At 46.7% G+C, this 12,809-nt stretch carries 11 protein-coding genes; 7 read left to right on the top strand and 4 right to left on the bottom strand.

Annotation, left to right across the window (positions count from 1 at the left end; translation table 11 throughout):
* The first annotated feature begins 59 nt into the window (after positions 1-59).
* The 4 genes from GYO_RS23760 (at position 60) to mmuP (ending at position 5,109) form a co-directional block, all read left to right on the top strand.
* Positions 60-1,043: a glutaminase gene (locus tag GYO_RS23760; protein ID WP_041520847.1), complete on the top strand. Its 984-nt coding sequence runs from the start codon at positions 60-62 to the stop codon at positions 1,041-1,043.
* Between the two features lie 21 nt (positions 1,044-1,064).
* The gene (locus GYO_RS23755; protein WP_014112511.1) at positions 1,065-2,501 is read left to right on the top strand and encodes an alanine/glycine:cation symporter family protein; all 1,437 of its coding nucleotides are present in this window, start codon (positions 1,065-1,067) and stop codon (positions 2,499-2,501) included.
* Between the two features lie 127 nt (positions 2,502-2,628).
* Positions 2,629-3,576, top strand: coding sequence for a homocysteine S-methyltransferase (gene mmuM, locus GYO_RS23745; RefSeq protein WP_041520846.1), 948 nt, complete (start codon positions 2,629-2,631; stop codon positions 3,574-3,576).
* Positions 3,577-3,696: 120 nt separating this feature from the next.
* Positions 3,697-5,109, top strand: coding sequence for an S-methylmethionine permease (mmuP, locus tag GYO_RS23740; RefSeq protein WP_014112509.1), 1,413 nt, complete (start codon positions 3,697-3,699; stop codon positions 5,107-5,109).
* A gap of 36 nt (positions 5,110-5,145) precedes the next feature.
* Here mmuP and GYO_RS23735 read toward each other — a convergent pair whose 3' ends face one another.
* The 3 genes from GYO_RS23735 to gamR form a co-directional block, all read right to left on the bottom strand.
* Positions 5,146-6,213, bottom strand: a complete 1,068-nt coding sequence (locus tag GYO_RS23735) for a branched-chain amino acid aminotransferase (protein WP_041520845.1) — start codon at positions 6,211-6,213, stop codon at positions 5,146-5,148.
* 213 nt (positions 6,214-6,426) lie between these two features.
* A complete protein-coding gene (locus tag GYO_RS23730; RefSeq protein WP_014112507.1) occupies positions 6,427-6,702 on the bottom strand; it encodes a DUF1648 domain-containing protein in 276 nt (91 codons plus the stop codon).
* 33 nt (positions 6,703-6,735) lie between these two features.
* Positions 6,736-7,443, bottom strand: a complete 708-nt coding sequence (gene gamR / locus GYO_RS23725; protein ID WP_014112506.1) for a transcriptional regulator GamR — start codon at positions 7,441-7,443, stop codon at positions 6,736-6,738.
* Positions 7,444-7,660: 217 nt separating this feature from the next.
* Here gamR and nagB point away from each other — a divergent pair, with 217 nt between their 5' ends.
* The 3 genes from nagB to gltP all read left to right on the top strand — a co-directional run bounded on the left by nagB (position 7,661) and on the right by gltP (position 11,713).
* Positions 7,661-8,410: a glucosamine-6-phosphate deaminase gene (nagB, locus tag GYO_RS23720; protein ID WP_014112505.1), complete on the top strand. Its 750-nt coding sequence runs from the start codon at positions 7,661-7,663 to the stop codon at positions 8,408-8,410.
* Positions 8,411-8,430: 20 nt separating this feature from the next.
* Entirely contained in the window at positions 8,431-10,326 is a 1,896-nt protein-coding gene (gene ptsG, locus GYO_RS23715) for a glucose-specific PTS transporter subunit IIBC (RefSeq protein ID WP_014112504.1), read from the top strand.
* Between the two features lie 142 nt (positions 10,327-10,468).
* Positions 10,469-11,713: a glutamate-aspartate/proton symporter GltP gene (gene gltP / locus GYO_RS23710; RefSeq protein WP_014112503.1), complete on the top strand. Its 1,245-nt coding sequence runs from the start codon at positions 10,469-10,471 to the stop codon at positions 11,711-11,713.
* Between the two features lie 35 nt (positions 11,714-11,748).
* Here the strand turns inward: gltP and trhO are convergent, their stop codons facing one another.
* Positions 11,749-12,717, bottom strand: a complete 969-nt coding sequence (gene trhO, locus GYO_RS23705) for an oxygen-dependent tRNA uridine(34) hydroxylase TrhO (protein WP_003223769.1) — start codon at positions 12,715-12,717, stop codon at positions 11,749-11,751.
* Positions 12,718-12,809 lie beyond the last annotated feature (92 nt).

Below are 12,809 nucleotides of genomic sequence, written 5' to 3'. Positions count from 1 at the left end.
CAGCCTTCGTTTTGATAAACCTCAGTCCTTAAAGAAGAAAAACAGTGAGGAGGAATTTGATGAAAGAATTGATAAAAGAGCCCCAAATAGAAATAGATCCGGCGTCTCAACTGCATGATTGGGTGGAGCACTATCGCCCCTTTGCCGCCAATGGACAAAGTGCAAACTATATCCCCGCTTTAGGAAAAGTCAATGACTCACAGCTTGGCATTTGTATATTGGAGCCTGACGGAACGATGATACATGCCGGCGATTGGAACGTCCCTTTTACCCTGCAAAGCATTTCAAAAGTGATCAGCTTTATCGCCGCCTGCATGAGCCGCGGCATTCCCTATGTGCTGGACCGTGTAGATGTCGAGCCGACAGGTGACGCCTTTAATTCAATCATTCGGCTCGAAATCAACAAGCCGGGAAAGCCGTTTAACCCTATGATCAACGCGGGTGCCCTCACCATCGCTTCGATTCTTCCCGGAGAATCGGCATACGAAAAGCTCGAGTTTCTTTACTCGGTGATGGAAACCTTGATAGGAAAACGGCCGCGAATTCATGAGGAAGTGTTCCGTTCTGAATGGGAAACCGCCCACCGCAACAGAGCGCTGGCCTACTATTTAAAAGAAACAAACTTTTTAGAAGCTGAAGTAGAAGAAACACTTGAGGTGTACTTGAAGCAATGCGCTATGGAGAGCACCACTGAAGACATTGCATTGATCGGCATGATCCTTGCCCATGACGGCTATCATCCGATTCGCCGTCAGCAAGTGATTCCAAAGGACGTGGCAAAGTTGGCCAAGGCGTTAATGCTGACGTGCGGCATGTACAACGCTTCAGGCAAATATGCGGCGTTTGTCGGCGTGCCGGCCAAAAGCGGCGTCTCCGGCGGCATCATGGCTCTCGTTCCTCCAAGTGCCAGAAGAGAACAGCCTTTTCAATCTGGATGCGGTATCGGCATTTACGGGCCTGCCATTGACGAATACGGCAACAGCCTCACTGGTGGTATGCTGCTGAAGCATATGGCGCAGGAGTGGGAGCTCAGCATTTTTTAAACATAAAAAAGAGGTGATTGTATGCAGCAAATCCTGGAACATATCGTCGGTATCGCAAATGATCTTTTATGGTCAAAGCTATTAATTGTATTGCTCCTTTCTCTGGGAATTTATTTTACGTTCAGGCTTAAATTTTTACAGGTTCGCATGCTGAAAGAAATGGTGAGAGTGTTAAGAGAAGGTGCTGCTTCCCGGTCGAAAAACACCATTTCTCCGTTTCAAGCCTTTTGCATCAGCATGGCGGCCCGTGTCGGAACGGGAAATATTACGGGCATTGCCATCGCCATTGCACTCGGCGGGCCAGGTGCAATCTTCTGGATGTGGATTATCGCCATTATCGGATCAGCATCAAGCTTTGTGGAAAGCACACTGGCACAGATTTATAAAGTAAAAGATGCAAACGGCTTCCGCGGCGGGCCGGCTTATTATATGGAAAAAGGGCTGAACAAAAGGTGGATGGGCGCGCTTTTCGCTGTGTTAATTACCTTGTCGTTCGGTATTGTCTTTAACTCGGTCCAATCAAATACAGTCAGTCTCGCCTTTGAAAATGCGTTCGGTACAAACCGCCTGACTCTGGGACTCATTTTAATTGCTGTGTTCGGCACGATTATTTTCGGCGGTGTAAAGCGCATTGCGAAGCTGGCTGAATCCATTGTCGTCGTATTGGCTGTCCTGTATATCGGAGTTGCGTTTTTCGTGATTTTCACCAACATTACGCAGCTGCCGGACGTGATTGCACTTATCGTGAAAAATGCATTTGGTGTTGACCAGGCCGCCGGCGGCGCTTTGGGTGCAGCGTTAATGCAGGGTGTCAGACGTGGAATCTTTTCAAACGAAGCAGGAATGGGAAGCGCACCGAATGCCGCTGCCACCGCAACGACAAGCCATCCTGTCAAACAGGGACTGATTCAAGCGCTTGGTGTGCTGTCAGATACACTAGTCATTTGTACAAGCACCGCCTTTATCATCCTGTTTTCGGATGCCTACCATACTCCGGGACTAAGCGGAATCGCGTTGACACAAGCCTCTCTCAGCTCCCATGTCGGATCGTGGGCATCAGGCTTTCTCGCTATTCTGATTTTGTTATTCGGATTCTGTGCTTTAATCGGAAACTATTACTATGGCGAAACCAATATCGGCTTTTTGAACAAAAGCAAAAAACTAATTTTTATCTACCGTATCGGCGTACTGGCTATGATTGTGTTTGGCTGTGTTGCCAAAGTCCAGCTCGTCTGGGATCTGGCTGATTTGTTCATGGGCTTGATGGTCGTCGTGAATTTAATTGCGATTTTCTTATTATCAAAGGTCGTTTTTGCGGCACTGCAAGACTATACACGCCAGAAAAAAGCAGGCAAAGATCCGGTTTTTTATAAAAGTGTGCTCAAAAACCACAATGGCATTGAATGCTGGCCGCTTTCTGAGACACAGACTGACACACACAACAAACAAATATCGTAAAAAAAGGGTGTTCAGACATACGGGCTGAGCACCTTTCCCTTTTGCGTTTATTGACAAACACGTAAGCCTCCATTACGATTTTCATATCTTTTTCAAAAAAATCTGAAAGAAGGCATCGGTACATTCTATGAATCCTATCCAACACATACTAGATACATACCCGCTTATTGTGCTAGACGGCGCCATGGCGACCGAGCTGGAACGCAAGGGCTGTGATTTGAACGACAGTCTTTGGTCGGCAAAAATCCTGATGGAAGAGCCAGACCTGATTAAACAAGTTCATACTGATTATTTCGCGGCAGGCGCTGACTGTGCGATCACCGCCAGCTACCAGTCTACGTTTGAAGGCTTTGCCGCACGCGGGCTGAGCGAAGCGAAAGCACGCCGGCTCATCGAGATGTCCGTCAGCATCGCAGCTGAAGCACGTGATGAATTTTGGGCACTTGAAGAGAACCGTCTGAATCGGCCAAAACCAATCATTGCGGCTTCTATAGGCCCTTATGGCGCATATCTTGCAGACGGGTCTGAGTATCGCGGTCACTACGGAATCTCAGAGGATGAACTTGTTGAATTTCATCGCCCCCGCATGAAAGCGCTGATCGAAGCCGGAGCTGATGTTTTGGCATGCGAGACGATTCCGTGTCTGACCGAAGCAAAAGCGATTGTGCGGCTGTTGAAGGAATTTCCTGAAACGTATGCGTGGATCAGCTTCAGTGCCAAAGACGGCCTGCATATCAGTGACGGAACACCTGCCGCTGGCTGCGCGTCATGGCTCGATGAGCACCGCCAAATTGCAGCGCTCGGTATCAACTGCACACCGCTTCAGCATATCCCTTCTTTAATAGAAGAGTTAAAAAAGCACACATCAAAACCGATCATCGCCTACCCGAATTCTGGCGAGCAATATGATCCGGAGACAAAAACGTGGAACGGCGCAGCATGCGCAGAACCTTACGGACAAAGCGCCCGCATGTGGCATGAAAAAGGCGCGAAGCTGATTGGCGGCTGCTGTCGGACAAAACCTGAAGATATCAAAGAAATTGCGGCTTGGGCGCGCTCTTTAAAAACAACTTGACTTATCGGAATTGTTTGTATATTCTATCTAAAAGCCGGTTCGCCGGAGTCTCGTGTCACTCGCTGACATGAGATTTTTTATTAGGAAGGAAATAAATTGCCGATAGAAAGTTGGAAAAAGATGAAATCTGCTCACAACAAGAATGAGACAAACTTTCAGAGAAGTATGAAAAGCCGGCACCTCTTTATGCTTTCCTTAGGGGGTGTCATCGGAACCGGGCTGTTTTTAAGCTCTGGCTATACCATTCAGCAGGCAGGCCCGGCGGGAACGATACTCGCTTACTTAGTCGGCGCCGGAATCGTCTATTTGGTCATGCTGTGCCTCGGTGAGCTGTCAGTGGCCATGCCTGTCACGGGCGCCTTTCACACCTATGCAGCCAAATACATAGGTCCGGGCACAGGGTTTACGGTCGCTTGGCTGTACTGGCTGACATGGACCGTGGCATTGGGATCAGAATTCACTGCAGCCGGCCTGTTAATGCAGCGCTGGTTCCCCCATACGTCTGTTTGGATGTGGAGTGCCATCTTCGCGCTGTTCATTTTCTTGCTGAACGCATTTTCAGTCAAGTTTTTCGCTGAATCAGAATTTTGGTTTTCCAGCATTAAAGTATTAGCCATTATATTGTTTATTCTTTTAGGCGGCTCTGCCATGTTCGGCATCATCCCGATTCAAGGCGGAGAAGCCGCTCCGATGCTGTCCAACTTCACAGCGGAAGGCGGGCTCTTTCCAAATGGATTTGTCCCGATTTTGATGACAATGCTGTCCGTCAATTTTGCCTTCTCGGGAACTGAACTGATCGGAATCGCAGCCGGAGAAAGCGTTGATCCCGACAAGACGATACCAAAAGCGATTAAAACAACGGTCTGGCGTCTTTCACTCTTTTTTGTCGGAACGATTTTTGTGCTGTCAGGGCTGATTCCGATTCAAGATGCAGGCGTTATCAAAAGCCCGTTTGTCGCTGTCTTTGACAGAGTCGGTGTCCCGTATGCAGCCGATATCATGAACTTTGTCATCCTAACAGCGATCCTGTCAGCTGCTAATTCCGGTCTTTACGCTTCTTCCCGGATGCTGTGGTCTTTATCAAAAGAAAAAACGCTTCATCCGACATTTGCAAAGCTGACGTCAAAAGGAACCCCGTTTAACGCGCTGGTATTCAGTATGATCGGCGGCATTCTGTCATTGCTATCCAGCGTAATCGCGCCAGACACTGTATACGTTGTGCTCGTGTCGATTTCCGGTTTTGCTGTCGTTGTCGTGTGGATGGGAATCGCCGCTTCTCAATTCATGTTCAGAAAACGTTATGTCGAAGCGGGAAACAAGGTCGCCGATTTGACATACCGGACCCCTTTGTATCCGTTCGTGCCGATTGCCGCGTTCCTGTTATGCCTGGCTTCCGTCATCGGCATAGCCTTTGATCCGAATCAAAGAATCGCACTGTATTGCGGCATTCCGTTTATGGCCATCTGTTATGCAGTGTATTATGCGAAAAACCGCAAAAGCCAGCCGACTGCTGATATCACTCATTCAAAATAAAAAGAACCTGCCTCCGAGCAGGTTCTTTTTCGATCTTCAAACTTCCACCGTCCAGTTGAACGGCCCTTTTACTTTACCAAGCTGAATATTTGTTATCGTTTCATACAGCTTTTTCGAGATATCCCCGATTTGCCCGTCGCCTACAATCACCATTTTTCCATGAATATTGAGTTCACCGACAGGCGTAACGACTGCTGCCGTGCCCGTGCCGAAGACCTCTGTCAATTCCCCGCGTGCAGAAGCCGCATAAATCTCATCAATTGAAACTCTCTCTTCTCGTACCGGAATGCCCCAGCTGCGAATCAGTTCAATCGCAGACGCACGTGTAACTCCGCTTAAAATACTTCCGCTTAAAGCCGGTGTGACAGCTTCACCGTTAATGACGAAAAAGATGTTCATGCTCCCTACTTCTTCCACGTATTTCTTTTCAATGGCGTCCAGCCACAGCACCTGGTCATAGCCCAGCTCATTCGCTTTCCGCTGCGCCTGAAGGCTGGCCGCGTAATTTCCGGACGTTTTTGCACTTCCGACTCCGCCGTTCACCGCCCGCACGTACTCATCTTCGACGTAGATTCTAACCGGCTTCAGCTGATCGCCATAGTAGGAGCCGACAGGAGAAAGCACGATCATAAATGTATAGCTTTTGGATGCCTTCACACCGAGACTCGGTTCTGTGGCAATGACAAACGGACGAATATACAGTGACGTTCCCTTTTCCTTTGGAACCCAATCTTTCTCCAGCTCAACTAATTGCGTCAATGCCTCAAGCACCAGCTCTTCATCTAAAGGTGGCATACTCATGCGTTCACACGATCTGTTCAGCCTTTTGATATTTTGATCCGGCCGGAACAGCAGCACTCTGCCATCTTCTGTTCTGTACGCTTTTAATCCTTCAAAGACGGCCTGGCCGTAATGAAAAACAGATGAAGACGGATCAAGTGTAAGCGGCGCGTACGGTGCAATTCTCGGGTGGTGCCAGCCTATTCCCTCTTCATAATCCATCACAAACATATAATCTGTAAAATATTTCCCGAATTCCAAGGATGACGGGTCGGGCTTTTCCTTATGGAATGCAATTTTTTCTCGTTCGATAAGCTTATTCAATCTGATCAGCACACCTTTCACAATATAATTGTTTAAATATTCAGTCTTTTTAAAGCTGCAAAAAGTATACAGCTTCTCCTTTTATCATACGCCGCTCCACACCTATAAATTTCAGAATATTCTTTAGGATCATCAGCTATTATACACCACATTCATTGTCAGATGAAGCTGAAATTAAAGAAAAACAGCCAGATTCATTCCGGCTGTCTGAATTTAGACTGCTAAATACAGGACGACGATATGGCAAATCAGCAAAATATACACTGCGAACACAAACTGCCAATTGATCTTCCGCGCCCATGCAAACACCACCATCAAAACAGGCAGCATCATAGTCCCCGCCAGCTTGTTAACCGTCCGATCCGGACTGTTCGTTCCATCATAATGAATCGGCATCTCAGCCGGAAGAAAAGGGTAAAACACGATTGAAAGGATGAATGCAGCAATCACAGCCCCCCACAGCGCCTTTCCATTTATCAATAGAAACATAGAACCACCATTCTTTTCTGATCACGCATCACTTTATGAATGATATGACTGTTCTACGGTGAATTTCGTTCGGTCTCCCCGCGTAATAATTTGCGCATATTCCACCACTTCTTCATTTTTATCATAGGTAAGGGATTCTGATAAAAACGCAGGCGCTCCGACATTGGTTAACAAGTGGCCGCTGATCGTTTCATCGGTTAGAATTGGCTCGATTGATTCCGTGCCTCTGCTGATTTCAATATTGTATTTTGTCCTTAACAATTCAAACAGCGAGCCGGTGCATTCCTCCTGTGCCAGCCCCGGTGCAGCCTTCCAGGGAATATATGAGGTATGATATTGCAAGGGCTCCCCCTCGGCGTATCTGACCCTGACAAGCTTGTTGACAGGGTCATTCTCTTTCATTTTCAAAAGCTCGGCAATGGAGTGATCAGCCGGAATCACCACAAGCTCAAGCACTTTTGATTCAGAACGCAGGCCCCTCATTTGTTCTGCAAAGCTCGTAATCTTATGCGGAATCGGCGTTTGTATTTTTGCTGCCGATACAAATGTTCCTTTTCCTTGAATTCTCTTAATATATCCCTCAAGCTCAAGCTGCTGCAGGGCCAGTCTCACAGTTGTTCTGCTGACATCATATTGTTCGCAAAATTCGCTCTCCGTCGGCAGCTGATCATTCGCCTGATACTTGCCCGACTTAATTAATTCAATGATTTTAAACTTGATAACAGAATATAAAGCTGTCATTTCATTCTCCCCATTCTGTATGCAAACCGTTCTTTTTGATTGAGACCATAATACCATTTGCCAGCCCAATATGAAAGATTTGTATCCTTCTTTTATAACAAATTTTCAGAAATTAATATTGACAGTTTGATAACGGTGGTGCTAAATTCGTAATGACAAGTATCATAAATTGACATAACAAATATGGTGCTTGTCTATCTCTTTGAGGGGGTGTCACATGAAGATTCTGATCGCCGAGCACTATGAAGAACTCTGTAAGTTAAGCGCTAACATTATTAAAGAACAGGTACAGGCTAAGAAAGATGCCGTTCTCGGCCTTGCAACAGGAAGCACGCCGGTCGGCTTATACAAGCAGCTGATTTCAGACTATCAGGCAGGTGAAATCGATTTTTCAAAGGTTACTACATTTAATTTGGATGAATACGCTGGTCTCTCTCCATCTCATCCGCAAAGTTATAACCATTTTATGCATGAGCATCTTTTTCAGCATATTAATATGCAGCCTGGCCATATCCATATCCCGCAAGGAGACAATCCGCAGCTCGAGGCTGAATGCAAGGTATACGAGGATCTCATTCGTCAGGCGGGAGGCATTGATGCTCAAATTCTCGGCATCGGCGCCAATGGCCACATCGGTTTTAATGAACCGGGATCTGATTTTGAGGATCGGACACGAGTTGTTAAGCTGTCAGAAAGCACGATACAGGCAAATGCCAGATTCTTCGGCGGTGATCCTGTGCTGGTGCCGAGACTCGCGATTTCTATGGGCATTAAAACCATCATGGAATTCAGCAAACATATTGTGCTTTTAGCCAGCGGCGAAGAAAAAGCAGATGCCATTCAAAAGATGGCTGAAGGTCCTGTCACGACAGATGTACCAGCCTCAATTCTTCAAAAACACAATCATGTAACCGTTATCGCCGATCAAAAAGCAGCTCAAAAATTAAAGAATACATCATACTCATAAAACAATAAAAGGAGACTGTCATGTTTAAAAAGGCATTTCAAATTCTGCAGCAGCTTGGCCGCGCGTTGATGACTCCGGTTGCCGTCCTGCCGGCAGCCGGTCTTTTGCTCCGTTTCGGTGACAAGGATTTACTGAACATCCCTATTATAAAGGATGCCGGCGGCGTTGTATTCGATAACCTGCCGCTGATTTTCGCCGTGGGGGTCGCGATCGGTTTAGCCGGCGGCGAAGGTGTAGCCGGACTTGCCGCTGTCATTGGATATTTAATTTTGACCGTCACCCTCGACAACATGGGAAAATTACTCGGCCTTCAGCCTCCTTATGAAGGAGCCGAGCACCTCATTGATATGGGGGTATTCGGAGGCATCATCATCGGGCTTCTTGCCGCATATTTATATAAGCGTTTTTCATCCATCGAGCTGCATCCGGTCCTTGGATTTTTCTCAGGCAAACGGTTTGTCCCGATTATTACTTCCATCAGTTCATTGGTAATCGGCGTGATTTTCTCATTTGTTTGGCCGCTGATCCAAAACGGAATTAACGCAGCCAGCAGTTTAATTGCCGATTCAACAGTCGGCCTGTTCTTCTATGCAACGATCTATCGTTTGCTGATTCCTTTTGGCCTGCATCATATTTTTTATACACCTTTCTATTTTATGATGGGAGAATACACAGACCCGACAACAGGCAGCACCGTAACCGGCGACCTGACAAGGTTTTTCGCAGGAGACCCGACAGCTGGGCGCTTTATGATGGGAGATTTCCCTTATATGATTTTCTGTCTGCCGGCAATTGCTCTTGCCATTATCCATACCGCGCGTCCAGCAAAGAAGAAAATGATCTCCGGCGTGATGATTTCTGCGGCGCTCACATCTATGCTGACAGGCATTACAGAGCCGGTTGAGTTTTCTTTCTTGTTCGTTGCGCCCGTGCTTTATTTAATTAACTCTATTCTCGCCGGCGTCATCTTTGTCGTTTGTGATTTATTCCATGTCCGCCACGGCTATACGTTCTCAGGCGGCGGCATTGACTACGTCTTGAACTACGGGCTGTCGACAAACGGCTGGGTTGTCATTCCTGTCGGGATCGTGTTTGCATTCATTTATTATTATTTGTTCCGATTTGCAATTTTGAAATGGAACTTGAAAACACCCGGCCGTGAAACAGATGAAGCCGATCAGACTGAGGCAAAAGCTCCTGTCGCAAAAGACCAGCTTGCCTTTCACGTGCTGCAGGCCTTGGGCGGACAGCAAAATATCACCAACCTGGATGCGTGTATTACAAGACTTCGTGTGACCGTTCATCAGCCGAGCCAAGTCAGCAAGGATGAGTTAAAACGGCTTGGTGCAGTAGGTGTGCTGGAAGTCAACAACAACTTCCAGGCGATATTCGGAACAAAATCCGATGCCTTAAAAGACGACATCAAAACGATCATTGCCGGAGGCGTCCCCGACACCGCCGCCACGCTTGAAACAGAGACCGATAAACAGCAGAAGCCTGCTTCCGGTGAGACCTTTATTTATCCGCTCGAGGGAGAAACGGTCTCTCTGACGGACGTGCCTGATCAAGTCTTTTCAGAAAAAATGATGGGCGAGGGGTTTGCGATTGATCCATCAGAAGGAAAAGTCGTCGCCCCTGCGGACGGCGAAATCGTCTCCATTTTCCCGACGAAGCACGCCATCGGCTTTATGAGCGCCGGAGGCACCGAAATTCTGATTCATGTCGGCATTGATACCGTCAAATTGAGCGGGGAAGGCTTTGAAGCACATGTGACGAGCGGACAAGCCGTCAAACAAGGCGAACTGCTTCTTACATTTGATCTCGATTACATCAAGCAGCATGCCGCATCCGCTGTGACACCGGTTATTTTCACAAATGTATCTGAAGAAGATATGAAGCACATTCAAATGAAGTAAGAAAGTCCCCCCTGATGCGGGGGACTTTTTCGCCAACATAATGAAAGCGCTATCAAAATAAAATTTGAAATAAGGTGTTTTCATTTGATTTACGAATGATATGAATATGCCTCATCCTATCATCATGAAAAGGGGGATTCATTTGAAAAAATTGATCGCGTTCCAAATTTTAATCGCTTTGGCTGTCGGCGCAGTGGTCGGCCATTTTTTTCCTGATTTCGGGATGGCGCTGAGGCCTGTCGGAGATGGGTTTATTCGTTTAATTAAAATGATTGTCGTGCCGATTGTGTTTTCTACCATTGTCATCGGAGCTGCAGGAAGCGGAAGCATGAAAAAAATGGGCAGTCTCGGCATCAAGACGATCATTTGGTTTGAAGTGATTACCACATTGGTATTGGGGCTTGGACTTGTATTAGCGAATGTCTTAAAACCGGGTGTCGGGCTTGACCTCTCCCATTTGGCGAAAAAAGATATCAATGAACTTTCCGGCTACACAGACAAAGTTGTTAATTTCAAACAAATGATCCTCGATATTATTCCTACAAACATTATTGATGTCATGGCCAGAAATGATTTGCTTGCCGTTATTTTCTTTGCGATTTTGTTTGGTGTCGCCGCGGCCGGCATTGGCAAAGCCTCTGAACCAGTGATGAATTTCTTTGAATCCACCGCTCAAATTATGTTCAAACTCACGCAAATCGTTATGGTGACTGCTCCTATTGGCGTGTTAGCCCTGATGGCAGCCTCTGTAGGCCAATATGGCATCGAACTCCTCCTCCCTATGTTTAAACTGGTTGGCACGGTATTCCTTGGTCTGTTCCTGATCCTCTTTGTCCTCTTTCCGCTTGTCGGTCTCATCTTTCATATTAAGTATTTCGAAGTGTTAAAAATGATATGGGATCTGTTTTTGATCGCGTTTTCCACCACCAGCACCGAAACCATTCTCCCCCAGCTGATGGACAGAATGGAGAAATACGGCTGCCCGAAACGAGTGGTATCATTTGTCGTTCCCTCCGGCTTGTCACTGAACTGTGACGGCTCCAGCTTATATTTATCGGTTTCCTGTATTTTTCTGGCGCAGGCCTTTCATGTAGACATGACATTGTCTCAGCAGCTGCTGATGATGCTTGTGCTTGTCATGACAAGTAAAGGCATTGCAGCTGTTCCGTCCGGCTCGCTTGTTGTTCTTCTGGCAACTGCCAATGCTGTAGGGCTTCCTGCTGAAGGCGTCGCCATTATTGCGGGCGTTGACCGTGTCATGGACATGGCGAGAACAGGCGTGAACGTACCGGGGCATGCGATGGCCTGCATCGTGGTGTCAAAATGGGAAAAGGCCTTCCGCGAAAAAGAATGGGCCTCTGCAAACGGACAAACCGAGAGCGTATAAAAAAAGAACACCTCATTCCCGAGGTGTTCTTTCGATTATTCAGCAGCAGCGTGCTCTTCTTTTTCAATCGCTGCCAGTCTTGCGTTCACTTCTTCTTCTGTCATATTGTGCTCTGAAACATACAGGTTTCTTGGGTTCGTGCGGCATTCGTGGCTGCAGCTGCGCATATATTTATACTCATTTTCCGGTGTGCATATCATTTTTTTGTTGCAAGATGGATTTGCGCAGTTCACATAACGCTCACACGGTTCACCTGTAAAGTAGTCTTTTCCGACAATCACATGCTCGACACGGTTGACAGGCACGCTGATTCTTTCATCGAAGACGTAGCACTGGCCGTCCCACAGCTTGCCTTGAACCTCAGGATCTTTTCCGTATGTCACGATTCCGCCGTCAAGCTGTGCTACATCTTCAAAGCCTTGCTTCACCAGCCAGCCTGAGAATTTTTCACAACGCACGCCGCCTGTGCAGTACGTTAAAATCTGTTTGCCTTCAAGCATGTCTTTGTGTTCTTCGATCCATTCAGGCAATTCACGGAATGCCTCGATGTCAGGACGGACTGCTCCTCTGAAATGGCCAAGATCATACTCGTAATCATTACGCGCGTCGATTACAATTGTGTTTGGATCCTGCATTTTCTCATAAAATTCTGCAGGCTTCAAATGCTGACCTGTTGTTTCGTTCGGATCCACATCATCTTCAAGACGAAGCGTTACAAGCTCTTTTTTATGACGGACAAAGATTTTTTTGAACGCATGGTCTTCTGCTTCATCAATTTTAAATACCATGTCCGCAAAACGAGGGTCAGCTTTCATTGTTTCCATATATTTTTCAGTCTGCTCAACCGTACCTGATACCGTACCGTTAATTCCTTCAGAAGAAACAAGGATACGGCCTAACAAACCAAGCTCCTTACAAAAAGCCAGATGCTGCTCTCTAAACGCCTCTGGATCTTCAATCGGAACATATTTATAGTAAAGTAATACTCTGTATTGTTTTTCCATGATTTAAACACCCTGTTCGATTATAGTTAGTTGCTATGCACACTCTTACTATATCATACAGGAAAATGCCACAAAGATGAACATATCCGCAC

Origin of the sequence: Bacillus spizizenii TU-B-10 (assembly GCF_000227465.1) — a bacterium.
Lineage (GTDB): Bacteria > Bacillota > Bacilli > Bacillales > Bacillaceae > Bacillus > Bacillus spizizenii.
Note: the sequence above shows the minus strand (reverse complement) of the source record. Positions and strands in the feature narration are given on the sequence as shown.